23 protein-coding genes are annotated in these 25,262 nt (G+C 70.9%); 13 read left to right on the top strand and 10 right to left on the bottom strand.

Features of this window, described 5'->3' with window-relative positions:
- The first annotated feature begins 1 nt into the window (after position 1).
- A complete protein-coding gene (locus WFI16_RS12185; protein ID WP_419898104.1) occupies positions 2-1,072 on the top strand; it encodes an EscU/YscU/HrcU family type III secretion system export apparatus switch protein in 1,071 nt (356 codons plus the stop codon).
- Positions 1,073-1,175: 103 nt separating this feature from the next.
- On the opposite strand, the gene WFI16_RS12190 is transcribed toward WFI16_RS12185, so the two are convergent.
- Genes WFI16_RS12190 through WFI16_RS12215 form a run of 6 tightly spaced genes read right to left on the bottom strand, consistent with a single transcriptional unit; the run spans position 1,176 to position 8,183 of the window.
- Positions 1,176-1,601 carry a hypothetical protein gene (locus WFI16_RS12190; RefSeq protein ID WP_419898105.1) on the bottom strand — a complete coding sequence of 142 codons (426 nt, stop codon included), beginning with the start codon at positions 1,599-1,601 and terminating at the stop codon, positions 1,176-1,178.
- 10 nt (positions 1,602-1,611) lie between these two features.
- Positions 1,612-2,970, bottom strand: coding sequence for a FliI/YscN family ATPase (locus WFI16_RS12195; RefSeq protein ID WP_419898106.1), 1,359 nt, complete (start codon positions 2,968-2,970; stop codon positions 1,612-1,614).
- On the bottom strand, positions 2,970-3,866 hold the full coding sequence (locus WFI16_RS12200; protein WP_419898107.1) for a CheR family methyltransferase: 897 nt from the start codon (positions 3,864-3,866) through the stop codon (positions 2,970-2,972). Before WFI16_RS12200 ends, WFI16_RS12195 begins: the two co-directional genes overlap by 1 nt.
- Positions 3,863-5,023, bottom strand: a complete 1,161-nt coding sequence (gene cheB, locus WFI16_RS12205; RefSeq protein ID WP_419898108.1) for a chemotaxis-specific protein-glutamate methyltransferase CheB — start codon at positions 5,021-5,023, stop codon at positions 3,863-3,865. Before cheB ends, WFI16_RS12200 begins: the two co-directional genes overlap by 4 nt.
- Positions 5,020-5,535 carry a chemotaxis protein CheW gene (locus WFI16_RS12210; RefSeq protein ID WP_419898109.1) on the bottom strand — a complete coding sequence of 172 codons (516 nt, stop codon included), beginning with the start codon at positions 5,533-5,535 and terminating at the stop codon, positions 5,020-5,022. The genes cheB and WFI16_RS12210 overlap by 4 nt, the downstream gene beginning before the upstream one ends.
- Positions 5,532-8,183: a hybrid sensor histidine kinase/response regulator gene (locus WFI16_RS12215; RefSeq protein WP_419898110.1), complete on the bottom strand. Its 2,652-nt coding sequence runs from the start codon at positions 8,181-8,183 to the stop codon at positions 5,532-5,534. The genes WFI16_RS12210 and WFI16_RS12215 overlap by 4 nt, the downstream gene beginning before the upstream one ends.
- Before the next feature lie 500 nt (positions 8,184-8,683).
- On the opposite strand from WFI16_RS12215, the gene WFI16_RS12220 reads away from it, so the two are divergent.
- From WFI16_RS12220 to WFI16_RS12240, 5 genes are all read left to right on the top strand, one after another.
- Positions 8,684-9,619 (top strand): flagellin, encoded by a 936-nt coding sequence (locus tag WFI16_RS12220; RefSeq protein WP_419898111.1) that lies wholly within the window; start codon positions 8,684-8,686, stop codon positions 9,617-9,619.
- Between the two features lie 466 nt (positions 9,620-10,085).
- Complete coding sequence (locus WFI16_RS12225; protein ID WP_419898112.1) at positions 10,086-11,021, top strand: flagellin; 936 nt, start codon at positions 10,086-10,088, stop codon at positions 11,019-11,021.
- 146 nt (positions 11,022-11,167) lie between these two features.
- Positions 11,168-11,551 (top strand): flagellar biosynthesis regulator FlaF, encoded by a 384-nt coding sequence (locus WFI16_RS12230; protein ID WP_419898113.1) that lies wholly within the window; start codon positions 11,168-11,170, stop codon positions 11,549-11,551.
- Positions 11,548-12,003: a flagellar biosynthesis repressor FlbT gene (locus WFI16_RS12235; RefSeq protein WP_419898114.1), complete on the top strand. Its 456-nt coding sequence runs from the start codon at positions 11,548-11,550 to the stop codon at positions 12,001-12,003. The genes WFI16_RS12230 and WFI16_RS12235 overlap by 4 nt, the downstream gene beginning before the upstream one ends.
- Before the next feature lie 31 nt (positions 12,004-12,034).
- Positions 12,035-12,787, top strand: a complete 753-nt coding sequence (locus tag WFI16_RS12240) for a DUF1217 domain-containing protein (RefSeq protein ID WP_419898115.1) — start codon at positions 12,035-12,037, stop codon at positions 12,785-12,787.
- Positions 12,788-13,124: 337 nt separating this feature from the next.
- Here WFI16_RS12240 and WFI16_RS12245 read toward each other — a convergent pair whose 3' ends face one another.
- Positions 13,125-15,443, bottom strand: a complete 2,319-nt coding sequence (locus WFI16_RS12245; protein WP_419898116.1) for a methyl-accepting chemotaxis protein — start codon at positions 15,441-15,443, stop codon at positions 13,125-13,127.
- Positions 15,444-15,624: 181 nt separating this feature from the next.
- The gene (gene cysK, locus WFI16_RS12250; RefSeq protein ID WP_419898117.1) at positions 15,625-16,596 is read right to left on the bottom strand and encodes a cysteine synthase A; all 972 of its coding nucleotides are present in this window, start codon (positions 16,594-16,596) and stop codon (positions 15,625-15,627) included.
- Between the two features lie 48 nt (positions 16,597-16,644).
- On the opposite strand from cysK, the gene WFI16_RS12255 reads away from it, so the two are divergent.
- The 6 genes from WFI16_RS12255 to WFI16_RS12280 all read left to right on the top strand — a co-directional run bounded on the left by WFI16_RS12255 (position 16,645) and on the right by WFI16_RS12280 (position 22,066).
- Entirely contained in the window at positions 16,645-17,103 is a 459-nt protein-coding gene (locus WFI16_RS12255) for an RrF2 family transcriptional regulator (protein WP_419898118.1), read from the top strand.
- A 191-nt stretch (positions 17,104-17,294) separates the two neighbouring features.
- Positions 17,295-18,071 (top strand): ABC transporter ATP-binding protein, encoded by a 777-nt coding sequence (locus WFI16_RS12260; RefSeq protein ID WP_419898119.1) that lies wholly within the window; start codon positions 17,295-17,297, stop codon positions 18,069-18,071.
- Positions 18,064-18,768, top strand: a complete 705-nt coding sequence (locus tag WFI16_RS12265; protein ID WP_419898120.1) for an ABC transporter ATP-binding protein — start codon at positions 18,064-18,066, stop codon at positions 18,766-18,768. The genes WFI16_RS12260 and WFI16_RS12265 overlap by 8 nt, the downstream gene beginning before the upstream one ends.
- Positions 18,769-18,859: 91 nt before the next feature.
- Entirely contained in the window at positions 18,860-20,104 is a 1,245-nt protein-coding gene (locus WFI16_RS12270; RefSeq protein ID WP_419898121.1) for an ABC transporter substrate-binding protein, read from the top strand.
- A 61-nt stretch (positions 20,105-20,165) separates the two neighbouring features.
- Positions 20,166-21,059 carry a branched-chain amino acid ABC transporter permease gene (locus tag WFI16_RS12275; RefSeq protein ID WP_442970679.1) on the top strand — a complete coding sequence of 298 codons (894 nt, stop codon included), beginning with the start codon at positions 20,166-20,168 and terminating at the stop codon, positions 21,057-21,059.
- 2 nt (positions 21,060-21,061) lie between these two features.
- Positions 21,062-22,066, top strand: coding sequence for a branched-chain amino acid ABC transporter permease (locus tag WFI16_RS12280; RefSeq protein ID WP_419898123.1), 1,005 nt, complete (start codon positions 21,062-21,064; stop codon positions 22,064-22,066).
- Positions 22,067-22,302: 236 nt separating this feature from the next.
- Here WFI16_RS12280 and WFI16_RS12285 read toward each other — a convergent pair whose 3' ends face one another.
- Positions 22,303-23,385, bottom strand: coding sequence for a lysine-2,3-aminomutase-like protein (locus tag WFI16_RS12285; protein WP_419898124.1), 1,083 nt, complete (start codon positions 23,383-23,385; stop codon positions 22,303-22,305).
- A 36-nt stretch (positions 23,386-23,421) separates the two neighbouring features.
- On the opposite strand from WFI16_RS12285, the gene epmA reads away from it, so the two are divergent.
- On the top strand, positions 23,422-24,492 hold the full coding sequence (gene epmA / locus WFI16_RS12290; protein ID WP_419898125.1) for an EF-P lysine aminoacylase EpmA: 1,071 nt from the start codon (positions 23,422-23,424) through the stop codon (positions 24,490-24,492).
- Here epmA and WFI16_RS12295 read toward each other — a convergent pair.
- Positions 24,471-25,253 carry an arginyltransferase gene (locus tag WFI16_RS12295; protein ID WP_419898126.1) on the bottom strand — a complete coding sequence of 261 codons (783 nt, stop codon included), beginning with the start codon at positions 25,251-25,253 and terminating at the stop codon, positions 24,471-24,473. The two genes, epmA and WFI16_RS12295, sit on opposite strands and share 22 nt — an antisense overlap.
- Positions 25,254-25,262 lie beyond the last annotated feature (9 nt).

Below are 25,262 nucleotides of genomic sequence, written 5' to 3' on the forward strand. Positions count from 1 at the left end.
CATGGCCGAGCAGGGCGGCAGCAGCGAGGCGGATGCCGAGGACCGCACACATGATCCTTCCGAACAACGGCTCAGGAAGGCGCGCGAGGCGGGGCAGGTCCCGCTCGGCCGCGAGGCGGTGCAGCTGGCCAGCCTCTGCGGCGGCGCGGCCGCGCTGGCCTGGCTCGGTCCCTCGCTCGGCCACCAGCTGGTCGAGACCTGCCGCGGCCTGTTCAGCCAGACCCATGCGCTGAGCCTGGAATCCGTCGCGCCCGACCTGATGGGCCGCGCCGCGCCGCTGGTCTTCGGCTGCGCCGGCCTCGCCGCGCTGGCCGGATTCGCCGCGACGCTGGTGCAGACCCGCGGCCTGATCAACGCCAAGGCGCTGATCCCGAAGCCCAGCAAGATCAGCCCGCATACCGGCATCAAGCGGCTGTTCGGCCCGCAGGGGCTGATGGAGCTGGCCCGCGCGCTGATCAAGCTGGCCGCCTGCGGCCTGGCCATGTGGTGGGTCTCCGGCGACGTCATCGCCCTGCTGCCCGGCACGCTGGCCAGCCCGCCCGAGGAGCTGGCCGCCACCGCGCTCGCCCTGATCACCCGGCTGCTGAGCTATGCCGTGGCCGCCTTCGCCGTCGTCGCCTTCGCCGATTTCGGCATCGTCCACTTCAAGCACATGAAGTCGATGCGGATGACGCTGCAGGAGGTGAAGGACGAGATGAAGGAAAGCGAGGGCGACCCGCATTTCCGCGCCCGCCGCAAGCAGATCGCCGTCAGCCGCAGCCGCAAGCGCATGATGGCCGAGATCCCGAAGGCGACGGTGATCGTCACCAACCCGACCCACTACGCGGTCGCCCTGGCCTATGTCCGCGGCGTCGACGCGGCGCCGCGCATCGTGGCGCGCGGCGTCGATGCGCTGGCCGCCCGCATTCGCGCCGAGGCCGACAAGCACGCCATCCCGATCATCCCCAACCCGCCTCTGGCGCGCGCCCTCTACAAGCTGGACGACGGCGCGCAGATCCCGGCGGAGCACTTCCAGGCGGTGGCGGAGATCATCGCGCTGGTGTGGCGGATGCAGGGGAACCGGGCAGCCTGACGGCCTGCCGTGATGCCCTGGTGCCGGCTTTGTTGAAGGGCTGGTCACCAAACGGCCGGTGATCAGAAAAAAGATGGGGTCCAGGGGAATTCATTCCCCTGGCCTACGCCTTGTTCTTCTTCCTGGAAGCCATCTCATCCAGCGCCGCCTGCGCCTTCCGGGCGAGCCGCTTCGCTTCCTCGGCCGCGCGGGCCTCGCGGGCCAGTTCCACCACCCGTTCGTTGGTGCGGGCTTCTGTCACCGCGCGGCGGGCTTCCTCGGCGGCGGCTTCGGCCAGGCGGGCTTCCGTCGCCATGCGCTCGCGCATCGCCTGGCCGCGCGGCAGCCAGGCGGCCAAGCCGGGCCCGGCCAGCATCTGCAGGCCGGTGTCCGGCTGGCTGGCCTGGGCCTGGCGGGCGGCGCTGGTCTCGGCGGGGATGGCGGCGGCGGCGGCCTCGGCGCGGGACTGGGCAGCGGCGGCGGCAGCAGCCCGCTCGGCGGCGTCGCGCTGCGCCAGCGCCGTCTCCAGCGCGCGCAGGCGTTGCAGCACGGCCAGCGGGTCAGGCGCGGGCAGGGCCGGCCTCCAGGCTCTGCGCCAGCACGGCGAAGGCCTCGCCGGCGGTCATCACCGGCTCGTCCTTGCGCTGCGACAGGAAGGCCTCGATGCGCGGGGCGATCTGCAGCGCCTCGTCCACCGCCGGGTCGGTGCCGGCGCGATAGGCGCCGAGGCGCACGAGCTCGGCCATGTCGGCCTGCAGCGACAGCAGGCGGCGGGCGCGCTGCATGGTCTCGCGCTCCGGCGGGGTCAGGCAGCCGGGCACGGTGCGCGACAGGCTGCGCAGGATGTCGATGGCGGGCCAGCGGCCGCGCTCGCCGATCTTGCGGTCGAGCACCACATGGCCGTCGAGGATGCCGCGCACCGCATCGGCGATCGGCTCGTCATGGTCGTCGCCCTCGACGAGGACGGTGAACAGGCCGGTGATGGCGCCGCCCTGGCCCTCGAGGCCGGGGCCGGCGCGCTCCAGCAGGCGCGGCAGTTCGGCGAAGACGCCGGGGGTATAGCCGCGGGTGGCCGGCGGCTCGCCGGCGGCCAGGCCGATCTCGCGGCAGGCGAGGGCGAAGCGCGTCACGCTGTCCATCATCAGCAGCACGTGGCGGCCATTGGCGGCCAGGCTCTCGGCCACCGTCATCGCGGCATAGGCGGCCTCGCGCCGCATCAGCGGGGGCGAATCGGAGGTGGCGCAGACCACGACGCTGCGCGCCAGGCCCTCGGGGCCGAGATCGTCCTCGATGAATTCGCGGAGCTCGCGGCCGCGCTCGCCGACCAGGCAGAGCACCGCGACATCGCAATCGGCGCCGCGCGCCAGCATCGACAGCAGCGTCGACTTGCCGACGCCGGACGCCGCGAAGAGCCCCAGCCGCTGGCCGGTGCGCATGGTGCAGAAGGCGTCCATGGCGCGCACGCCAAGGTCGAGGCGCGGGCCGAGGCGGGCGCGCAGCCCGGCCTCGGGCGGGCCGCCGCGCAGCGCGCGGCCGACGGGGGCGCGGCCGACGGGTCCGCGGCCATCCATCGGCCGGCCGAGCGGGTCGACGACGCGGCCGAGCCAGCTGTCGTCGGGATGCAGCTGCGGCGGGCCGTGGAAGACCACCGGGGCGCCGAGGCGCACACCCTCCAGCGTGCCATAGGCCATGGCGCGGGCCTGGCCGCCGGTCAGGGCGACGATCTCGGCCGGGACCGGGCCATTGGCCGATTCGACCGCCACCCGGGCGCCGACGGACAGAAACGGCTGCAGCCCGGTGATCTCGACCGAGAGGGCGCCGGCGGAGGCGACGCGGCCGGCGATGCGGCCCGGCGGCAGGGCGCGCAGCAGGCCGGCGGCCTGGCGCGCACGCGCGGCGGTGGTAAGCTCGGCGCCCATCAGGCGATGCCCCAGAAGCGTGCCGCCGCGGGCGTGTCGAGGCGATAGGCGCCGTGGCAGCCGGCCAGCGGCACGAAGCGGCTGCGCAGGCTCAGCAGCACTTCCGCAGCCCCGAGATAGAGGATGCCATCGGCGGCCATCCGCTGCGCACAATTCTCCACCACCCGCTCCTTGGTCGGCTGGTCGAGATAGATAAGCAGGTTGCGCAGCATCACCACGTCGAACGGCCCTGCGGCGGGCGGATTCTCGACCAGGTTGGCGGTCACGAATCGGCAATCGTCGCGCAGCGCGGCGATGGCGCGCAGCCCGCCGGGCACCTTCTCGAACCAGCGGGCGCGCCGTGCCGGCCCCAGCCCGCGCGCCGCCTCGAAATCGGAGAAGAAGCCTTCGCGGCAGCGGGCGACCACGGCGGGGGACAGATCGGTGCCGAGGATCTCGACGCCGCGGCCGCCCAGCGCCGGCCGTCCCTCATGCGCCAGGATGGCCAGCGAGAAGGCCTCCTGGCCGGTGGAGCAGGCGGCGGACCAGAGCCGCAGCCGGGCGTCGCGCGGGCGGGCGGCGGCCAGCCGCGGCAGGGCGGTCTCCGCCAGGTGGCGGAAGGGGAGGTCGTCGCGGAAGAAGCTGGTCTCGTGGGTGGCGGTGGCGGTCGCCATCTCGGCCGCCAGCGTGCCGGCATCGGGGCCGCGCAGCCGGCGCAGCAGCTGCCCCAGATCGGCCAGCCCGTGCCGGCGCAGCAGCGGCGCCAGCCGGGTGACCAGCAGATAGTCCTGCTCCGGCCCGAGCACTAGGCCGGAGACGCGGCGGATGGCCCGGGCCAGCTCCTGGAACTCGGCCGGCGACAGGTTGCTCCGCAGCGGCGGCAGCGCCGCCGCGGGCCGGGTCGCCGGCGCCGTCATGCGGCGCCGATCAGCTCCGCCAGGCGCTGCGCCAGCTGCGGCAGCGGCAGCACCTCGCGCGCCGCGCCGCGCTCGACCACCGCGCCGGGCATGCCCCAGACGACGCTGGTCGCCTGGTCCTGCGCCAGCACCAGCCCGCCGGCGGCATCCACGGCGGCCGAGCCGGGGCCGCCGTCATGGCCCATGCCGGTCAGCACGGCGATGGCGCAGCGCCCGCCATAGACCTGCGCCAGGCTGCGCAGCATCGGGTCCACGGCGGGGCGGCAGAAATGCTCCTCCGGCCCGTCGGAGAGGGTGATGGTCGGCGGAGTGCCGGCCGCCACCAGCATGTGCCGGCCGCCCGGCGCCAGATAGGCGCGGCCGGGCAGCACCGGCTCGCCCTCCCTGGCGACCTGCACGGGCACCGGGCCGAGGCGGCTGAGATGCTCGGCCAGCATCGGGATGAAGGCGGGCGGCATGTGCTGGGTCAGCAGCACCGGCAGGCGGGGCGTGCGGCGGAAGGCGCGGAAGACATGCGCCAGCGCCTCCGGCCCGCCGGTCGAGGAACCGATGGCCAGCACCGCCGGCGGCATCGAGGCGCGCGGCGAGCGGCTGAGCACGATCGGCGCCGCGGCCGCGGCCGGGCGCGGCGGCGGCGGCGGGGCAGGGGTCGCGGCGGCGGCGGCCGGCGCCGCCGGGGCCATGGCGACGGCGGCCAGGGCCGGCGTCGGCGAGGCGCGCCGGCGCAGCGCGCCATGGCCCTTCACCAGCGCCACCAGCTCGTTGGCGAAGCTCGCCTCCTCGGCGACCGAGGGCTTGGGCAGGCAGTCGGCCGCACCGCGGCGCATCGCCTCCATGGCGGCGGCGGCGCCCTTGGTGGTCAGCGTCGAGCAGACGATGACGCGCAGGCCCGGATCGGCCTGCAGCAGCAGCGGCAGGGCGGTCAGCCCGTCCATCACCGGCATCTCGATGTCGATGACGGCGATGTCGATGCCGCCGCGGCGGATGGCGGTGACCGCCTCCTCGCCGTTGCGGGCACGGGCCACGACATGCAGGCCGGGATCGGCCTGCAGGATCCGGGCCATGGCCGTGCGGATCACCGCGCTGTCGTCGCAGAGCAGGATCCGCAGCGGCGGCGCCGCCGTGGCGGAGGCGGGCGGCGCCAGGTCCAGCGTCACCGGCGGGTGTCCGCCGTGGCGCGGGCGCCGAAGGCCAGCAGGCGGTCGGTGTCGAGCTCGATCAGCAGGCCCTCGGGCAGGCGGTGCACGGCGCTGGCATGCTCGCGCCAGGCATCCGACAGGGTCGCCGGCGCGTCCTCGCGCTCCTCGCCGGTCAGCGACAGCACCTCGCGCACGCCATCCGCCAGCAGCGAGTAGAGCTCGTTCTCATGCTCGACCACGACGCTCATGCGGCTGTCGTTGTTCTCCGCCTCCGGCAGGCCGAGCCGGTTGCGCAGGTCGACGGCGGTGACGATGCGGCCGCGCAGGTTGAGCACGCCGGCGACACCCGGGGGGGCGAGCGGGACGCGGGCGATCTGCTCGTTGCGCAGCACGTCGCGCACCCGCGGCACCGGGATGCCGCAGAGCCGGCCGGCGATCAGCAGGGTCAGCAGCAGGCGGGGCTCTTCCGAGGCCTGGGCCTTGGACAGGGTCTTGCCCGCGGGATTCGGGGCGGTCATCGCGGCGCTCATGCGGCCTCCTTCACGCTGCCAACCGCGCGGGCCAGGGCCGCGAGGACGCGTTCGCTGTCGAACTTGCCGACGTAGTCGTTGAAGCCGAGCGCCAGGCCGCGCGCCTTGTCGGCCGGGCTGATGCGGCTGGTCAGGGCGACCACCGGCGTCTTCTGCCAGGTGCCCTCGCGGCGCATCTCGGCGACGAAGCCGAAGCCGTCCATGCCGGGCATCTCGATGTCGCTCAGGATGGCGTCGAACATGGCGCCGCCGGCGCGCAGCTTCAGCGCTTCGGAAGGCTCGCCGCAGGCGGTGACGTCATAGCCGGCCGAGGTGAGGGCGGGCACCACCAGCTGGCGGAAGAAGCCGCTGTCCTCGACCACCAGCACGCGCGGCGGCAGCTGCTCGGTCTTGCCGAACCAGTTCGGGTCGCCGAGCCGCAGCCAGTAGGAGCAGTCGAGCACGTCGGCGGCGCGGCCGGCGATCACCGCCGAGCCGAGGAAGCCGGCGCGGTCGGTCGACGGGCGCAGCACCAGCCGCTCCTCGATGACGTCGAGGATCTCGTCGACCATCAGGCCGAGGCTGCGGCTGCCGTCCTGGAACACCAGCAGGTGCTGGGTGGCGCCCGAGGGCGGCTGCGTCCAGGGGCCGAGCGGCAGCAGCGGCATCAGCTGGCCGCGATACTGCACGGCCGGGCGGTTGCCGGCGGTCTCGATGCTGTCCGAGGGCAGCGCCTCGAGGCGGGCGATCAGGCCGAGCGGCACGGCGATCGGCGTCGCCTGGCCGCCGGCGCGGAACAGCAGCAGCTGGGCGCCGGTCTCCTCGCTGGCGGTGGCGACCGCCTGGGCGGCCTCCTTGCGGGCGCTGCCGAGGCCGGCCATGCGGGCGAGGCCCGCCGGGTCGAGGATCATGATGACGCCGCCATCGCCGAGGATGGTGTTGCCGGAGAAGGCCTGCAGGTCGCGCAGGATCGGCGCCACCGGCTTGACCACGATCTCCTCGGTGTCGAAGACGCCGTCGACGAACAGGCCGTAGCGCGCCGAGTCACCCTGCAGCACGGCGACGAAGCCCTGCGCGGCCGAGCCCGAGGGGTGCGGCGCGGCGAGGCCGAGCAGCGCGCCGAGCTGCACCAGCGGCAGCAGCTGGCCGCGCAGCCGGATGACCGGGGCGTCGTCGAGCCATTCGACGGCCGCACCGCCGGAGCCCACGCGCACCAGCTCGACCACGGCGGCCTGCGGCACGGCGAAGCGCTCGCTGGCCGCCTGCACCACCAGGCCGGAGATGATCGCCAGCGTCAGCGGGATGCGGATGATCAGGGTGGTGCCCTGACCCTCCACCGTCTGCAGGTCGACAGTGCCGCCGATCCGCTCGATGTTGCTGCGCACCACGTCCATGCCGACGCCGCGGCCGGAGACGGCGGTCACCGCCGCCGCCGTCGAGAAGCCCGGGCGGAAGATGAAGCGCGCGGCCTCGGCATCGTCCATGGCGGCGACCGCGGCTTCCGTCGCCAGGCCGCGCTCGACGGCGCGCGAGCGGATGCGGGCGATGTTCAGCCCGCGCCCGTCATCGGCCAGCTCGATGACGATGCGGCCGCCTTCCTGCCGCGCCGAGAGCGAAATGGTGCCATGCGCCGGCTTGCCGGCGGCGCGGCGGATCTCCGGCGTCTCCAGCCCATGGTCGGCGCTGTTGCGCACCATGTGGGTCAGCGGGTCCTTGATCAGCTCCAGCACCTGGCGGTCGAGCTCGGTGTCGCCACCGCTCTGCACCAGCTCGATGCGCTTGCCGAGCTCGGCGCCGAGGTCGCGCACCAGGCGGGGCAGCTTGGCCCAGGCCGCCGAGACCGGCTGCATGCGGGTCTTCATCACCCCTTCCTGCAGGTCGGAGGTGATGCGCGACAGGCGCTGCAGGGGGGCGGCGAAGGGGGTGTCGGCCTGGCCGCGGGCGACCTGCAGCAGCTGGTTGCGCACCAGCACCAGCTCGGAGGCCAGCGTCATCAGCTCGTCGAGCACCGGCAGCGAGACGCGGATCGCCTGCACCGGCATCGAGGAGTCATTGTGCTGCACCACCGCCTTCTCTTCCGCCGGCTTCTCCGGCGGCCTGGCGGCGGGGGCAGGGGGCGCGGCGGCCACCGGGGCGGCCCCGGGGGCGGCCATGGGGGACGCGACGGCGGCGGCCGCCGCGACCGCGGCCACCGGCGCGGCCTCGGGGGCCGGCTCGGGCTCGACGGCCGGCTCGGCGGCGGCCTCCACGGTCGCGGCCGGTGCCACGGCCGGCTCGGCCTCGGCGGCGGGCTGCTCCTGCGAGGCGGCGTTGAGCTGGGCCACCAGGGCCGAATCATCGCCGGCCGGCTCGACGCCGGTCTCCGCCAGGCCCGCCATGATCATGCGGATGGTGTCGATGGCGGCCAGCACCGCGGTGACGCCGGACGGCGAGACCGCGATGTCGCCGTCGCGATAGAGGCCGAGCAGGGATTCGGCGGCATGCGCCACCGCCTCCAGCCGCGACAGGCCGAGGAAGCCACAAGTGCCCTTGACGCTGTGCACCATGCGGAAGATGCGCGCCAGAATCTCGGCATCCTCGGAGGCACGTTCGAGGTCCACCAGGGCGGTGTCCAGTTCGGCGAGAGCCTCGTTGGTCTCCGCCAGGAATTCCGAGATGAGGTCGTCCATGCCGCGAATCCGTTGCTTTCGTGGCGGCACCATGACGGCGAGTTCGGACCAGTCTGTTAACCCGGCGAATAGGAATGCCGGGGAAAAGGGCTTTTACTGGTTTTTGCTGAAGCACTGGCGGCGGGACGAGTCGCCCGCGCGGCCGGAACGGGTCCGTGAAGCCAGAGTTTGTTAACAAATACGGCTTCGTTCCGGCTTGAATCGCTCCGCTGACGCTTCGGAAGGCGGCCGGCCGGCCTCAGCGTCGGAAAAAATTCTTTCGCGATTTCAGATGCTTGGGCATCAGGCGGCGGGACGCTGTCAAAAAATCGTCTCGGTAAACAACCCGTTCACAATTAGCCGGCAAAGAGCACAGTGCTGCCCCATGAACGGGCAGAGATGGTTGGTACGGCGGATGAACCGCTCCCGTGACCTTCCTTCCCGATCAGCGCCCCGGAAAAGACAGGGGTCTGGTCGCGTCGCCCTTGATCAGGCGGCGATGGTTCCCAGGAACTACCCCCATGGCCAACTCGGTCATCACGAACTCCGGCGCCAAGGTCGCGCTGCAGTCGCTGAACAAGATCAACAACCAGCTCGACACCACGCAGAAGAAGGTCTCGACCGGCTTCAAGGTGGCCGACGCCAAGGATGACGGCGCCGCCTATGCCGTCGCCCAGAAGGTGCGCGCCGACGTCACCGGCCTGAACGCCGCCAACGACCAGCTCGGTGGTGTGAACGGCTTGCTGACCAGCACGCTGAAGGCGATCGACACCGTCTCCAGCAAGCTGTCGACCGACGTCTCGACCGTGCTGACCAAGCTCTCCGACTCGAACCTCGATGACGAGACTCGCACCCAGTACACCGAGCAGTTCAAGTCGCTCGTCACGCAGATGAACACCACGCTGCAGGACGCGAACTACAACGGCACCCGCCTGCTCTCCTCGACCGCGACCAACGACCTGACCGGCGCCGCCTATACCGGTGGCTCGATGGAAGTGACCCGCAACGAGAAGGGCCAGAGCTACACCGTCAACGCGAGCGCCACCACCGCCGACCAGATGAGCTTCACCGACGATATCGCCACCGATATCTCGGGCATCACGACGATGACCGCCGACGACGCCAAGCAGCTGCTGCAGGGCGTCGACAACACCGGCGCGGCCGTGACCTCGGTCACCGTCGGCGGCGTGGCGCTGAAGACCTTCACCTCGCTGACCTCGGACGTGAACTCGGCGCAGAACCAGCTGGGTAACGACAGCAAGTTCGTCGGCAGCCAGATGACCTACAACAGCTCGCGTATCGACGCGATGGAAGAGGGCCTGGGCTCGCTGGTGGACGCCGACCTGGCCAAGGAATCGGCCCGGCTGACCGCGCTGCAGACCCAGCAGCAGCTGGCGACGACGGCGCTGTCGACCGCCAACTCGGCGCCGCAGGTCCTGCTCTCGCTGTTCCGGTAATCGACGGGGCAGGGGCGCCGCGCCGCCGCCCGGCGGGCACGGCGTCCCGGCCACGGCAGCGGGCCGGGCAGCGTCAGCGCTGTCCGGCCTGTTGTCTTTCACAGGCTGGTCCGGGATCGCCTGCAGTATTTGTTAACGAATTGCCGCCCCCAAGGGCGGAAAGCGCCTGCCTCCGGGCCCCGCGCGCGGCGCTAAGGCCGCCTCCGACTCGCTGGAATTCCAGAGCCCTGGCCGCGGCCCTCACTTTTTTCTTGGGGCCGGTTCGATTCGGGAAGGGTGGTAAACACCCCGTTCATAAATTCGGTCGATTTTGCCCTGGCCGCCCAAGGACCGGGCGGAGACGGATGGTACGGCGGATAAGCCGCGCGGTGACCTTCCATGTCCGATCGGACGCACCCTGGAAAAGACGGGGGAAGCCGATCGCACCGCTTAAAAGCAGGCGGTGTCGTGAACAGGAATTAAAGCCATGGCCAATTCGGTCATCACCAATTCTGGTGCCAAGGTCGCCCTGCAGTCGCTGAACAAGATCAACGAGCAGCTCGACACGACGCAGAAGAAGGTTTCCACCGGCTACAAGGTGTCGGACGCCAAGGATGACGGCGCCGCCTATGCGGTGGCCCAGAAGGTCCGCGCCGATGTCTCCGGCCTGAATTCCGCCAACGACCAGCTCGGCGGCGTGAACGGCCTGCTCACCAGCACGCTGAAGGCGGTCGACACCGTCTCCACCACCCTGGTGAACGACGTCAGCACCGTCCTGACCAAGCTCTCCGACTCAAATCTCGATGAAGAGACGCGCAACCAGTACACCGAGCAGTTCAAGTCGCTCGTCACGCGGATGAACACCACCCTGCAGGATGCCAGCTACAACGGCACCCGCCTGCTGGGCAGCACCGCCAACGACCCGCTGACCGGGGCCGCCTTCGAGGGCGGCGCGATGGAAGTGACCCGCAACGAGAAGGGTCAGAGCTACACGGTCAATTCGAGCGCCACCTCGGCCGACAATCTGAGCTTCACCGACGACATCGCCACCGACATCACCGGCATCACCACGATCTCGGCCGACGATGCCAAGCAGCTGCTGCAGGGCGTCGACAACACCGGCGCGGCCGTGACCTCGGTCACCGTCGGCGGCGTGGCGCTGAAGACCTTCACCGGCCTGTCCTCCTCGGTGAACACCACCTCGAACGCGCTCGGCAACGACAGCAAGTTCATCTCCAGCCAGATGACCTACAACAGCGCCCGCATCGACGCGATGGAGGAGGGCCTGGGCTCGCTGGTCGACGCCGACCTGGCCAAGGAATCGGCCCGGCTGACCGCGCTGCAGACGCAGCAGCAGCTGGCGACGACCTCGCTGTCCACCGCCAATTCGGCGCCGCAGGTCCTGCTCTCGCTGTTCCGCTGAGCGGCGCGATCCCCGCCGAGGCCGCCGCGCCGCGGCAGGCCTGACAGATCCGGACGGCGGCGCGCCGTCCGGACCGACCGACCACCGAACCCGATCCGAACACGGGCCCTCGCGGCCCCCCGCCGTCAAAACGAGAGGCTGGTATCGTGTCCGCACCCAACTTCCACGCCCAGGCGCTGCGCGCCTATGGCGCCGTGAAGGCCGCCCGGTCGCTCCGCGAGCAGGAGGCCGAGGTCTATGCCCTGGTCTCCGGCCGCCTCCGCGTCGCCGTCGAGGGCTCCGACATCGAGAAGATCCGCGCGCGCAGCGATGCGACGCGCCTGTTCAGCACGGTGCGCGTGCTGACGCTGCACGAATCCTGCGAGCTGCCGCTGCCGCTGCGCGGCCAGATCGTCTCGGTCTGCCGCGCCGCGATGCGCGAGGCCGACAAGGACGATGCCGATCTCGGCTTCCTGGCCGATATCTGCGACAGCTTCGCCGCCGGGCTGATGGGCCGCGCGCCCACGATGGAGACGGGCGCCGCCGCATGAGCGAGACCCGGTCCCCGCGCGGCGCCGGCCGCCTGGTCCTCGACCTCCGCGCGGGCGACCGCATGCTGGTCAATGGCGCGGCGCTGCAGTTCAAGACGCGCACCAGCGTCATGCTGTCGAACCGCGCCCGCTTCCTCTTCGGCAAGCAGATCATGTCGCCCGAGGATGCGCGCACCCCGGCGCGCCGCGTCTATTTCGCCATCCAGGCGGCCTATATCGCCGAGGAGGACGAGCGCGACCAGTTCGTCGCCATGGCGCGCGGCCTGGCCGACGAATATGCTGCCGCCACGACCTCCGCCACCGCCCGCAGCGTGCTGGCGCTGGCCATCGCCGATCTCGAGATCGGCGATTGCTGGGAGGCGATGCGCCGCGTCCGGGTGCTCTTCCCGCATGACGACGCCATGCTGAACGCCGGCAGCGACGCCCCGGTCGCCGCCACCGCGCCGGGCTGACCCCCCGGCGGATCTTCGCGAGGAGGCCGCCATGACGATCAACCCCTATCTCGGCACGCTGTTCGGCTACGGCTCGGACAGCAGCGCGATGACGGGCAGCGATCGCATCGGCCTCTACAAGAAGACGCTGAAGAACGAGTCGCGCGACACCGAGCGGCTGTCCAAGGACGCCTCGGTCAAGCGCGACCTGGACCGGCTGCAGAAGGCGATCGACACCGCGGACTCGCCTGAGGCGCTGCTGAAGGACCCGACCGCGCGCAAGGTGCTGCTGCAGGCTTATGGCCTGGCCGGGCAGGAGGACAATGTCGCGCTGGCCACCCGCGCTCTGACCTCCAATCTGAAGGTCGAGGGCAACCTGGCCTCGCAGCTGACCAACCCCGCCTGGAAGACCGCGGCGCAGGACCTGGATTTCGCGAAATCCGGCCTGGCCAGGCTGAAGGACCCGAAGGTCCTCGCCGAGATCAAGGCCAACTACATCGAGTACAAGCGCGTCTCCGAGGTCGCCGAGCAGAGCACCGAGGTTTCCGACGCCCTGCATATTCGTGGCATGGAGGACAAGACGCCCGGCGTCTACAACGTCCTCGGCGACAGGATCCTGCGCCGCGTCGCCCTGACGCTGGCCGGGCTGCCGGAAGAGATCGCCTATCAGTCGATCGAATCCCAGGCGCGCCAGGTCGAGAAGCGCATCGACCTGACCGAGTTCTCCACCGCCGAGGGGCGCGAGAAGCTGATCAACCGCTACCTGATCATCTCGGGCAATACCGGCTTCTCCTACATGGCCTGAGCCGGGGCGTTCGACACCGCGGGGCATGACGGCCCCCGGTGCCCGTGATCCTGCCTCTGCCGGCGGCGCCGCGGCCCGCTGGCCTCAACAACCCCCCATCGCCTGAACCCCGGCACAGCCTGGCCACCGCCCACCCCGTGGCGGGGGCTCGGCCCGGCCTCGTCGCGCGCTGTCTGCCCCTCTGACCCAGGGCCTTGCCAGGCCTCCCGCATGAAAAAGCCCGGCGCTCCGCGAGGAGGCGCCGGGCGCACGGGCAGGCAGGCGGGCCGCGAAGGGCAGCGGCCCCGGGAGCAGGGGAGGCAAGAACGGCCCGGCTGCAAAGCCGGGCCGCTCCTATTTAGGCGCGGATGGCGACCAGGAACTCCGAGGCGCGGCTGCGCAGGTCGTTGGCCTGGCCGGCCAGCCCCTCGGTGGCATCCAGCATGCCGTTGGCGGCGCTGCCGGTCTCCTGCGCGGCCTCGCGGACGCGGCCGATGCGCTGGCTGACCGTGCCGGTGGCTTCCGCCACCTGGCTGGCGCTGCGCGCGATCTCCTGGGTCGCCGCGCCCTGCTGCTCGACGGCGGCGGCGATGGCGGTGGAGATCTCGTTGGTGCGCTCGACGGTGCTGCCGATGCCGCGGATGGCGTCCACGGCGCGGCTGGTCACCGCCTGCATCTCGGCGATCTGGCTGCTGATCTCCTCGGTGGCGCGCGCCGTCTGGCCGGCCAGGTTCTTCACCTCGGAGGCGACGACGGCGAAGCCCTTGCCGGCCTCGCCCGCCCGGGCGGCCTCGATGGTCGCGTTCAGCGCCAGCAGGTTGGTCTGGCCGGCGATGTCGCCGATCAGCTTCACCACGTCGCCGATGCGGTTGGCGCTCTCGGCCAGGCTGCGCATGGTGGTGTCGGTGGCGCGCGCCTCCTGCACCGCGCGGTCGGTCACCTGCGCCGCCTCGCTGACACGGCGGGTGATCTCGACGATCGAGGCCGCCATCTCCTCGGCCGCCGCGGCGACCGCCTGCACATCGGCATTGGCGCGGCCGGCGGCTTCCGCCACCAGGCTGGCTTCCTGGCCGGAGAGCTTGGCATTGCCGGTCAGCTGCTGCGCGGCCGCCTGCATCTCGGTGGCGCGGGCGACGACATTCTCGACCACGCCGCCGACCTGGCCCTCGAAGGTGTCGGCCAGGCGCGCCTGCTCGGTCACCAGGGTCCAGACCAGCATCGGCCCGACATAGGCGCCGCTGCTGTCGCGGATGGCGGAGACGTTGAGGTCGATCACCTCGCGGCCCAGATGCAGCCGCTCGCGATGCGGCAGGTTGGCGGCATCCGCCAGCAAGGCGCGCTGCTTCTCCGGGTCGCGGCTGAAGATGTCGATGCTCTGGCTGGTCACCTGGTCGGCCGGGCAGGGCAGCGTCTCGGGGATGTGGTCGGTCAGGATCTCGCGCATGCGGGCATTGACGTAGGTGATGCGGAAATCCTGCTTCGGATCGCTCATCACCACGCCGGTCGGCAGCTGCTCCAGCATCTGGCGCTGCGCGAAGGCCTCGGCCACGGTGCCGCGCAGCGCCTCGACGGCGCCGGCGATATTGCCGATCTCGTCGCGGCGGTTGCGGTCGGGGACCGTCACCGCGGCGTCGCCATCGGCGATCTTCTTCAGCACCACGGCCAGGCGGCGCAGCGGCGAGGAGATGGCGCCGTTGGTGGCCAGGCCTGCCAGGATCAGCACCAGCGCGATCAGGCCGCCGGCGATCAGCGTGTCCTGCTTCACCCGGTTGAGGTTCGCCTCGCTGGCCAGCTGGCGCTGCCCGGAATCCTGGTCCATCGCGGTGCTGACGGCGTTCAGCGCGGCTTCCAGCTTGTTGCGCGCCGGCACCACGCGGCCCTCGCGCAGCTCGCCGAGCGCGCCGAGCCCGGTCACCATCTCGTCCGAGGCGGTGGCGATGGCGGCCGAGGCCGCGCCCATGCGGTTGACCTCGTTGCGCAGGCTGTCGCTCAGCGGGCCGGAGGAGACGCCGCGGAAATGCACGCGCTGCTGCGCGATGGCGCGGCGCAGGCGGCGGGCCTGCTCCTGGTCCTCGGTGCCGATGAAGCGCTGCACCGAGGCCCGCAGGTCGTTGACCGCCCCGTGATAGGCCATCAGGCGCTGGCGCATCTCGTCGACGCGCGACGGCTCGGTCAGCTCGAACTCCATGCTGGCGGCCACCGCCTCGAAGCGCTGGTCGTATTCGTTCATCGCCGGGAACAGCATCTGGTCGCGGCGCTCGATCAGCTTGGTGCGCAGATCGGTCACCTCGCGCAGGGCGCGGCCGTATTCCTCGATCAGCGGCAGCACCTGCATCGCCGCCTCGCGCTCGCGCGGCTGCGCCTTGGCGGCGCCGGCCTCAACCCGGCCGCGCAGCGCGTTCAGGCGGTCCTGCACGCCGCGCTGGGCCTCGCCCACCGCCTCGAGCGTCTGCGCGCTGACCACCTGGCTGGAGTAGAGCGCGGCGCGCACGCCCTCGGTGACCGCGTCGCTCAGCGCGCCATCGGCCGCGGCCGCATCGCGCAACACATCGTTCTCGGCCATCACGTCGGTCAGGCTGGAATTGGTGCGGATCACCAGGACCGCCAGCAGCACCAGGGTCAGTGCGGCGGAGAGGGCCAGCTTCAGCCCTACCCTCATATTGAGGAAAACACGCATCGGATACAGTTCCTGCCAGTGTTACCGGCAAGGATGGTCAGAGGGTTTTAACAGGCTGTTGACCAGTTGCGAAGGCGTTCTGAGGTTAAGTAATTGATTTAACTCGTTTCATCTTTGATGAACGCTTGGTGACGGTAAGGAAATTTGCAACCCAGAGTGGTTCTCAAAAAGTGAACACGCCTTACAGCCCGGCGAAGAGATCGGTGGAGAGGTAGCGCTCCGCGAAGGAGGCGGCGATGCCCACCACCAGCTTGCCGGCCATCTCCGGCTGCGCGGCGAGATCCAGCATGGCGTGCAGCACCGCGCCGGAGGAAATGCCGATCGGCAGCCCCTCGGTGCGGGCGCAGAGCCGGGCGGCGGCGAAGCTTTCCCGCTCGGTGACGCGGCGCACGGCGTCGAGCAGGCCGAGCTCCAGCACCGCCGGGCGGAAGCCGGCGCCGATGCCCTGGATCTCGTGCGGCCCCGGATCGTCGCCGGAGAGCACGGCGGATTCGGCCGGCTCGACGCCGATCACCTGCATCCCGGCGCGGCGCGGCTTCAGCGCGCGGGCGATGCCGGTCAGCGTGCCGCCGGTGCCGACGCCGCCGACCACGACATCGACCAGCCCGGCGGTATCGGCCCAGATCTCCTCGGCCGTGGTCGCTTCATGGATCGCCGGATTGGCGGGGTTGTCGAACTGCCGCGGCATCCAGGCCTGCGGCATCGCCGCGATGATCGCCTCGGCGCGGGCGATGGCGCCCGACATGCCTTGGGCTGCCGGCGTCAGCTCCACCTCGGCGCCCAGCAGCCGCAGCATCTTGCGGCGCTCGACGCTGGCGCCGTCCGGCATGGTGACGATCAGCCGGTAGCCCTTGGCGGCCGCCACCAGCCCCAGCGCGATGCCGGTATTGCCGGAGGTCGGCTCGACCAGCACGGAGTCGCCCGGGCGGATCAGCCCCTCGCGCTCGGCCGCCTCGACCATCGCCAGGCCGATGCGGTCCTTCACCGAGCCGAGCGGGTTGAAGAATTCCAGCTTCAGCGCCAGCCGCGCCCCGAGGCCGCGCGCCGCCTCGAGCCGCGGCAGGCGGACCAGGGGCGTGTGGCCGATGGTGGCCAGCACGCTGTCGTGCATCCCGGCGGCGCGGGCGGGGCGGGGGGTGTTTCCTTCGGGCATGGAGGCATTATATCACGGCATCCGCGCGTGGTTCAGGGGGTCTTTGCGATGTTGTTGCGGCGTGATCGGGCGATGACGGCGGTTTCCATCGTGCTGGACGTGGCCTTTCACGCCGGCCGCGGTTCGACGGTGCCGGCCGGCGACATCGCCGACCGCCTGGGCGAGGCGCGCCGCGGCATCGAGCCGGTGCTGCAGGCGCTGTCGCGCGCCGGCATCCTGGGCAGCACCCGCGGCCCCAAGGGCGGCTACCGCCTGGGCCGCGCCGCGCGCGACATCACGCTGCGCGAGGTGGTCGCGGCGGTGTTGAACCCCGATGCCGGGGGCGACGAGGCGCAGCCCGAGCCGCCCAGCCCGCTGCAGAAGGCGGTCATCCTGCCGCTCTGGGAGGAGCAGGAGCGGACGGTGCTGGACAGCCTGGCCGGCCAGACGGTGGCCGAGCTGCTGCGCCGCGCCGCCGTCGCCGGGCTGCGCCGCCCAACGCCGGAAGCGTTGAACTTCGCCATCTGACGGGACTTCCGCCGGTTGAACCTGACCATATGGTCAGGTCTGGCTGACGGTATCCGGCTGCCGTCGACCGGCGCCGCGCGCCCGGCCTTCCCGCCTGCAAAGCTTTGCTTGCGTGCCGGCTTCCGCCTCGTCATGGTGCTCTGCAAAGGGTCGCAAACGATCCTGCGGGGACGTGCAAGAAGGGGGACAGGGTGGCGGAAAGCATCCTGGAGACGGAAGGCCTGACCAAGGAGTTCCTGGGCTTCGTCGCGGTCGGCGACGTCTCCCTCAAGGTCAGGCGCGGCAGCATCCACGGGCTGATCGGCCCGAACGGCGCCGGCAAGACGACCTGCTTCAACCTGCTGACCAAGTTCCTGCCGCCTTCGCGCGGCAGCATCCGCTTCGACGGCCGCGACATCACCAGGATGAAGCCGGCCGAGGTCGCCCGCCTCGGCCTGGTGCGCAGCTTCCAGATTTCTGCGGTGTTTCCGCATCTGACGGTGCTGGAGAACGTGCGGGTCGCCTTGCAGCGGGCGAGGGGCGGCAGCTTCGACTTCTGGCGCTCGGACGCCGTGCTGCGTGGCTACGACGCCCGTGCGCGCGAGCTGCTCGAGGATGTCGGCCTGTCGCAATACGCGCTGCTGCCGGCCGGGCAATTGCCCTATGGCCGCAAGCGGGCGCTGGAGATCGCCACCACGCTGGCGCTCGACCCGGTGATGATGCTGCTGGACGAGCCCACCGCCGGCATGACCGCCGAGGATGTCGACCGCATCGTCGCCCTGGTGAAGCGCGTGGCGCAGGGCCGCACCGTGCTGATGGTCGAGCACAACCTGAAGGTGGTCGAGGGCCTCTGCGACACCATCACCGTGCTGACCCGCGGCAAGGTCCTGGCCGAGGGGCCCTATGCCCAGGTCTCGCGCAACCCGCAGGTGATCGCCGCCTATCTGGGCACCGATCCTTCCATCTCCGGGGGTGCCGGCCATGGCTGAGCCTTTGCTCAAGGTCGACGGTCTCGAGGCCTGGTATGGCGAGAGCCACGTCCTGCACGGTGTCGGCATCGAGGTGCGCCAGGGCGAGGTGGTGACGCTGCTCGGCCGCAATGGCGCCGGCAAGACCACGACGCTGCGCGCCATCATGGGGCTGGTGGGCCGCCGCCAGGGCAGCGTGCGCTTCGAGGGGCAGGAGCTGATCGCCGCCCGCAGCGACCGCATCGCCCGCGCCGGCATCGCCCTCTGCCCCGAGGAGCGCGGCATTTTCGCCAGTCTCGACGTGACGGAAAATCTCCTCCTGCCGCCGGTGGTGCGGCCGGGGGGGATGGATCTCGAGGCGATCTACACGCTGTTCCCGAACCTGAAGGAACGCGCGCGCAGCCCGGGCACCAAGCTCTCGGGCGGCGAGCAGCAGATGCTGGCGATCGCCCGCATCCTGCGCACCGGCGCCCGGCTGCTGATGCTGGACGAGCCGACCGAGGGGCTGGCCCCGGTGATCGTCCAGCAGATCGGCCGCACCATCCGCGAGATCAAGGCGCGCGGCTTCACCGTGCTGCTGGTCGAGCAGAACTTCCGCTTCGCCCAGACCGTCGCCGACCGCCACTACGTCATGGAGCATGGCCAGGTGGTGGACGCGGTCAGCAACGAGGAGCTCGCCGGCTCGATGGACCGTCTGCACGCCTATCTCGGCGTCTGACGCTGCGATCTGCGGTGGCTGCCCGGCACAGCGCGGCCGGACCACCCGCCGGCCCCGGGCAGGATCAGGGGCAGTTGGGAGAAACACGAGAATGGCACAAGATCGCCGCAGCCTGCTGAAGGGCGCCGCCGCCGCCGCGCTGGTCCCCGCCCTCGGCACAATTCCCGCCCGCGCCCGGGCGCAGGGCGCCACCACGCTGAAGATCGGCGTGCTGAACGACCAGTCGGGCGTCTATCGCGACGTCTCCGGCCCCGGCTCGGTCGCCTGCGTCCGCCAGGCGATCCAGGATTCCGGCATCGCCGGCAAGGGCGTCAATGTCGAGGTGGTCTTCGCCGACCACCAGAACAAGGCCGATGTCGGCTCAACCATCGCGCGGCAGTGGATCGACCGCGACGGCGTCGATGTCATCGTCGACGTGCCGAACTCGGCGGTGGCACTCGCCGTCAGCGCCATCGTCCGCGAGAAGAACAAGGCCTATTTCAACTCGACCGGCGCGACGACGGACCTGACCGGCGCGCAGTGCAGCCCGAACACGGTGCACTGGACCTACGACACCTACATGCTGGCGAAGTCCACCGGCGGCGCCATGGTGAAGACCGGCGGCGACAGCTGGTTCTTCATCACCGCCGACTATGCCTTCGGCCATGCGCTCGAGCGCGACACCACCGGCTTCGTCACCGCGGCCGGCGGCAAGGTGCTGGGCAGCGTCCGCCATCCGCTGCAGTCGACCGATTTTTCCTCCTACCTGCTCCAGGCGCAGCAGAGCCGCGCCAAGGTGATCGGCCTGGCCAATGCCGGCACCGACACCATCAACAGCGTCAAGCAGGCCGCCGAGTTCGGCGTCACCCGCCGCGGCACCAAGATCGCCGTGCTGCTGATGTTCATCAACGACGTCCACAGCCTCGGCCTGAAGGCCGCCCAGGGCTTGGTCTGCACCGAGAGCTTCTACTGGGACCTGAACGAGCGCACCCGCGCCTTCACCAACCGGGTGAAGGGCAATATGGGCGGGCAGTATCCGGCGATGTCGCATGCCGGCTGCTACGCCTCCGTGCTGCACTACCTGAAGGCGGTGGCCGACATGGGCGCGCCGGCGGCCAAGGCCAGCGGCGCCGAGGCGGTGGCGCGGATGAAGGCGATGCCGACCGATGACGACTGCTTCGGCGCCGGCCAGATCCGCGCCGACGGCCGCAAGCTGCACCCGGCCTATCTCTTCGAGGTGAAGACGCCGGAGGAGAGCAAGGGTCCCTGGGACTACTACAAGCTGCTGCAGACCACCGCGGCGGACGAGGCCTGGCGCCCGCTCTCGGCCGGCGGCTGCAGCCTGATCCGCACCTGAGGACGGGGAGGGGGCGCGGGCGCCCCCTTCCGACCCCTGGAACCTCCTGCTGCAGGAAGACGTGGCCTTGCTTGAAGACCTGCTTTTCCAATTGGAGCTCGGCCTGCCGCAGGTGGTGCTGGGTCTGGTGAACGGCGCCTTCTACGCGCTGCTCTCGCTCGGCCTCGCCGTCATCTTCGGCATGCTGAACGTCATCAACTTCGCCCATGGCGCGCAGTTCATGATGGGCGCCTTCGTCGCCTGGATGATGCTGAACTGGCTGGGCATCGGCTATTGGGGGGCCCTCGTCCTGGCGCCCCTGGTGGTCGGCGCCTTCGGCGTGCTGCTCGAGAAGACGATGATCAGCCGGCTCTACAAGCTGGACCATCTCTACGGCCTGCTGCTGACCTTCGGCCTGGCGCTGATCATCGAGGGGCTGTTCCGCAACCAGTTCGGCTCCTCCGGCATGCCCTATGCGCCGCCCGAGATCCTCTCCGGCCCGCCGGTCGATCTCGGCTTCATGTTCCTGCCGAAATACCGGCTCTGGGTCGTCGTCGCCGCGCTGGTGATGAGCCTGGCGACCTGGCTGGTGATCGAGAAGACGCGCCTCGGCGCCTATCTGCGCGCGGCCACCGAGAATGCCGCGCTGGTCCAGGCCTTCGGCGTCAACGTCCCCCGCATGGTGACGCTGACCTATGCCGCGGGCGTCGCGCTGGCCGCCTTCGCCGGCGTGCTGGCGGCGCCGATCTACTCGGTCAATCCGCAGATGGGGTCGAGCCTGATCATCGTGGTCTTCGCTGTGGTCGTGATCGGCGGCATGGGCTCCATCCTCGGCTCGGTGCTGACCGGCTTCGGCCTCGGCCTGGTCGAGGGGCTGACCAAGGTCTTCTACCCTGAGGCCTCCTCCACCGTGATCTTCGTCATCATGGCCATCGTGCTGCTGGCACGCCCGGCCGGCCTGTTCGGGAGGGCCTGACCATGGCCGCTGGCCACGCCTCCGTCGCCACCCTGCCGGCGCTGCACGAAAGCCCGGGCCTGCTGGGCCTCTCGGTGCTGGGCTTCAACCGGGCGCAGAGCATCGCCTTCCTGCTGCTGCTCGCCGCGCTGATCGCCGGGCCGTTCTTCCTCTATCCCGTCTTCCTGATGAAGCTGCTCTGCTTCGCCCTCTTCGCCTGCGCCTTCAACCTGCTGATCGGCTATGTCGGGCTGCTCTCCTTCGGCCACGCCATGTTCTTCGGCATGGGCGGCTATGTCACCGCCCACGCCGCCAAGGTCTGGGGCTTCACGCCGGAGCTGGCGATCCTGGCGGGCGGCGCGATCGGCGCGGTGCTCGGCGTGGTCGCCGGCTGGATCGCCATCCGCCGCCAGGGCATCTACTTCGCCATGATCACCCTGGCGCTGGCGCAGATGATCTTCTTCGTCTGCCTGCAGGCGCCCTTCACCGGCGGCGAGGACGGCATCCAGCGCGTGCCCCGCGGCAGCCTGTTCGGCGTCATCGACCTCAGCCGCGACATGAGCTTCTACTGGCTGGTCGCCGCCGTCTTCCTGGCGGGCTTCCTGCTGATCAACCGCATCGTCCACTCGCCCTTCGGCCAGGTGCTGAAGGCGATCCGCGAGAACGAGCCGCGCGCCATCTCGCTCGGCTACCGCACCGACGACTACAAGCTGGTGGCCTTCACCCTGTCGGCGACGCTGGCCGGCATCGCCGGCGGCACCAAGGCGCTGGTCTTCGGCATCGCGACGCTGACCGATGTCTACTGGGCGATGTCCGGCGAGGTGGTGCTGATGACCCTGGTCGGCGGCCTCGGCACGGTCTTCGGCCCGGCCATGGGGGCGGCGGTAATCGTGACCATGCAGAACTACCTGGCCGAATTCGGCGCCTGGGTGACGGTGATCCAGGGCGTCATCTTCGTCGCCTGCGTCCTCGCCTTCCGGGCGGGGGTGATCGGCGAGCTGGGGCGGGTTCTTAAAGTAAGGCTTTAAAAGGCCAGGGGAATGAATTCCCCTGGACCCCATCTTTTTTCTGTCAGACTGCCGTGTCCACGTGACGACAGGACGTGGCCCGGCCCATCGGCAGCGCGACCTTCAAGGTCGTGCTGTTCTTGTATTCTGCGTCCCGCCTGGATGCCCTGATGGGGTCTCGTTCGGGCGCTGACCACTGAATGGCCAATAGATAGAAAAAAGATGGGGGTTTGGGGGAATTCATTCCCCCAACCTTCTCAATTCTTCTCTTGCCTATAGGCCTTCTTGTCCAAAGGCCCTTCAACCAGCCAATCATCACCGTCGGCTTTCGCGAAATCCGGCCCAAGCGGTGCTTTCCCCGCCCCATCCGGCAGGTCCAGCACATAGGCCGGCCAGGCCAGCCCGGTCAGCCTGCCGCGCAGGGCGCGCAGGATGGCGCGGCCTTCCTCGATGGGCACCTCGAAGCGCGCCGTGCCGGGGGCGCGGTCGAGCTGGTGCAGGTAGTAGGGCTTCACCTGCTGCGCCAGCATGGCGCGGAACAGCGCGGCCAGGGCCTCGGGGCTGTCGTTGACGCCGCGCAGCAGCACCGACTGGCCGAGCAGGGCGACGCCGGCGCGGCGCAGCCGCTTCAGCGCGGCGCGGGCCTCGCCCGAGAATTCCCGCGCGTGGTTGGCGTGGACGCAGAGGAACAGCGCCTTGTCGCTCCCGGCCAATACCTCGGCCAGTTCGGGGGTGATGCGCTCGGGGGCCGAGACGGGCACGCGCGAATGCAGGCGGATGATGTCCAGATGCGGGATGGCGGAAAGCCGGCGCAGGATGTGCTGCAGCCGGCGCGGGGAGAGCATCAGCGGGTCGCCGCCGGTCAGGATGGCCTCGCGCACCTGCGGGGTGGCTTCGAACCAGTCGAGGGCGGCGTCGAGCTCGGCTTCCGACAGCAGCCCGCCGCCGGGACCGACCACCTCGCGGCGGAAGCAGAAGCGGCAATAGACCGGGCAGGTCAGCAGCGGCTTCAGCAGCGCGCGGTCGGGGTAGCGGTGGACCACGCCTTTCACCGGGGTGAAGGGGGCATCGCTGGTGGGGTCGCTGCGCTCGCTGGGCAGGGTGGTCAGCTCGGCGATGTCGGGGATGTATTGCCGGGCGATCGGGTCGGCCGGGTCGGCGCCGTCGATCAGCGCCTGCACCGCCGGGGTGACGGCGATGGCATAGGTCTTCGCCAGCTCGTCCAGCCCGGCCTGCGCCGCGGGTGGCACCAGGCCGGCGGCAACCAGGCCGGCCGCGTCGCGCAGCGTGCGGGGACCAGGCCGGGGACCGGGCTTCAAATGGGCGGAACCGTCGGGCATGGTCGCGCGCTTACGCCCGGAGGCCCCAAGCCCGCAATGCCCGATCGCCCGCCGCAACCCAGCCTCCCAGACTCTCGTCCCCTTTGGCACCCGGAAAGTCTGGCCCGACGCCTGCCCGCGCTGCGCCGGCGGACGCGGCTGATGGCGGAGACCCGCGCCTTCTTCGCGGCGCGCGGCTATGCCGAGGTGGAGACGCCGGCCCTGGTCCCGGCGCCGGGGATGGAGGTGCATCTGGCCGCCTTCCGCAGCGAGTTCCGGCCGATGCTGGGGGAGGGCGCCACGCCGCTCTGGCTGCGCACCTCGCCGGAGCTGGCGATCAAGCGGCTGCTGGTGGCCGGCTGCGGCCCGGTCTTCGAGCTGGCCCGCGTCTGGCGCAATGGCGAGGTCAGCCCGCGCCATTCCCCCGAATTCACCATGCTCGAATGGTATCGGCCTGGGGCGACGCTCGACGGGCTGATGGAAGAGACCGAGGATTTTCTTCGCGTTGTCCTGCCCCCGCGCGTCAGCCATGGCGGCGTGACCACCGACCTGGCCGCGCCCTTCGAGCGGCTGACCATGGCGGAGGCCTTTTTCCGGCATGCCGGCGGTCTTGATATCCTGGCCACCGAAGGGGACGGCGCGGCCCTGCGGGCGGCGGCCAGTGCGGCCGGCTTCACCCCGCGCGGCGAGGAGGGCTGGGAGGATCTTTTCTTCCGCATCCTGCTGGAGCGGATCGAGCCGCAGCTCGGCCGCGACCGCCCGACCTTCCTGACGCATTGGCCCGCCCCGCAGGCGGCGCTGGCCCGGCGCGACCCGGCCGACCCCAGGGCGGCGCTGCGCTTCGAGCTCTTCGTCGCCGGGATCGAGCTGGCCAATGCCTTCGACGAGCTGACGGATGCCGAGGAGCAGGCGACCCGCTTCGCGCATGACGTCGCCGAGCGGCACCGCCTCTATGGCGAGGGCTGGCCGGTGGACCAGGATTTCCTGGATGCGCTGGCGCATGGCATGCCGCCGACGGCGGGCATCGCGCTGGGCTTCGACCGGCTGGCGATGCTGGCCGCAGGGGCGGAAACGGTGGCGGAGACGCTCTGGCTGGGCGGCTGGCCCTACGGGGCGGCCACCGGCTGACCCCCCGGCTGGCCCACCGGCTCCAGCGTCGGGCCGGCATAGGCCTCGATCGGCCGCCAGGCGCCGTTCAGCAGGATCTCGCTGGGCTGGAAGCGGGCCTTGTAGGCCATTTTGCGGCTCAGCGGCACCCAGTAGCCGAGATAGACATAGGGCAGGCCGAGCTGCAGCGCGCGCTCGACCAGCCAGAGCACGGCATAGGTGCCGAGCGAGCGCTTCTCCAGCCCCGGCTCGTAGAAGGAATAGACGGCGGAGAGCCCGTCGCTCAGCCAGTCGGTCAGGCAGGCACCCATCAGCCGGCCGTCGGGGTCGCGGAACTCGATCAGCCCGGTGGTGATCGGCGTGTCCTCGACCATGGCGCGGTAGTCGTAGAAGCCCATGGCCGCCATGTCGCCATCCTGGTGCCGCGCCTTCTGGTAGCGCTGGAACAGGGAGAACTGCTCGGCCGTGGCGCGGGCCGGCACCGTTTCGCCGCGCAGCAGGGCATTGGCGCGGGCGATGCGGCGCTGGGTGCGGTCGGGGGTGAAGCGGGCCGCGTCGATGCGGATCGGGATGCAGGCGTTGCAGCCCGGGCAGACCGGCGAATAGGCGATGTTGTGGCTGCGGCGGAAGCCGGCGCGGGAGAGGCGGTCATGCAGCGGCTCCGCGTCCGGGCCGGTCAGCTCGGTCACGATCTTCCGCTCCGTCCGGCCCGCCAGATAGGGGCAGGGCAGCGGCGCGGTCGTATAGAAGAACTGGGGGCGCTTGGTCGAACGGTGCAGCATGGCTTTGGC

This window comes from Roseomonas sp. USHLN139, from assembly GCF_037145735.1.
Taxonomy (GTDB): domain Bacteria; phylum Pseudomonadota; class Alphaproteobacteria; order Acetobacterales; family Acetobacteraceae; genus Pseudoroseomonas.

Coding starts and splice junctions, on each gene's coding strand:
- WFI16_RS12185 (WP_419898104.1), top strand. CDS start 2: ATGGCCGAGCAGGGCGGCAGCAGCGAGGCGGATGCCGAGGACCGCACA.
- WFI16_RS12195 (WP_419898106.1), bottom strand. CDS start 2,970: ATGGGCGCCGAGCTTACCACCGCCGCGCGTGCGCGCCAGGCCGCCGGC.
- WFI16_RS12200 (WP_419898107.1), bottom strand. CDS start 3,866: ATGACGGCGCCGGCGACCCGGCCCGCGGCGGCGCTGCCGCCGCTGCGG.
- WFI16_RS12210 (WP_419898109.1), bottom strand. CDS start 5,535: ATGAGCGCCGCGATGACCGCCCCGAATCCCGCGGGCAAGACCCTGTCC.
- WFI16_RS12215 (WP_419898110.1), bottom strand. CDS start 8,183: ATGGACGACCTCATCTCGGAATTCCTGGCGGAGACCAACGAGGCTCTC.
- WFI16_RS12220 (WP_419898111.1), top strand. CDS start 8,684: ATGGCCAACTCGGTCATCACGAACTCCGGCGCCAAGGTCGCGCTGCAG.
- WFI16_RS12225 (WP_419898112.1), top strand. CDS start 10,086: ATGGCCAATTCGGTCATCACCAATTCTGGTGCCAAGGTCGCCCTGCAG.
- WFI16_RS12235 (WP_419898114.1), top strand. CDS start 11,548: ATGAGCGAGACCCGGTCCCCGCGCGGCGCCGGCCGCCTGGTCCTCGAC.
- WFI16_RS12240 (WP_419898115.1), top strand. CDS start 12,035: ATGACGATCAACCCCTATCTCGGCACGCTGTTCGGCTACGGCTCGGAC.
- WFI16_RS12245 (WP_419898116.1), bottom strand. CDS start 15,443: ATGCGTGTTTTCCTCAATATGAGGGTAGGGCTGAAGCTGGCCCTCTCC.
- cysK (WP_419898117.1), bottom strand. CDS start 16,596: ATGCCCGAAGGAAACACCCCCCGCCCCGCCCGCGCCGCCGGGATGCAC.
- WFI16_RS12255 (WP_419898118.1), top strand. CDS start 16,645: ATGTTGTTGCGGCGTGATCGGGCGATGACGGCGGTTTCCATCGTGCTG.
- WFI16_RS12265 (WP_419898120.1), top strand. CDS start 18,064: ATGGCTGAGCCTTTGCTCAAGGTCGACGGTCTCGAGGCCTGGTATGGC.
- WFI16_RS12270 (WP_419898121.1), top strand. CDS start 18,860: ATGGCACAAGATCGCCGCAGCCTGCTGAAGGGCGCCGCCGCCGCCGCG.
- WFI16_RS12280 (WP_419898123.1), top strand. CDS start 21,062: ATGGCCGCTGGCCACGCCTCCGTCGCCACCCTGCCGGCGCTGCACGAA.
- WFI16_RS12285 (WP_419898124.1), bottom strand. CDS start 23,385: ATGCCCGACGGTTCCGCCCATTTGAAGCCCGGTCCCCGGCCTGGTCCC.
- epmA (WP_419898125.1), top strand. CDS start 23,422: ATGCCCGATCGCCCGCCGCAACCCAGCCTCCCAGACTCTCGTCCCCTT.
- WFI16_RS12295 (WP_419898126.1), bottom strand. CDS start 25,253: ATGCTGCACCGTTCGACCAAGCGCCCCCAGTTCTTCTATACGACCGCG.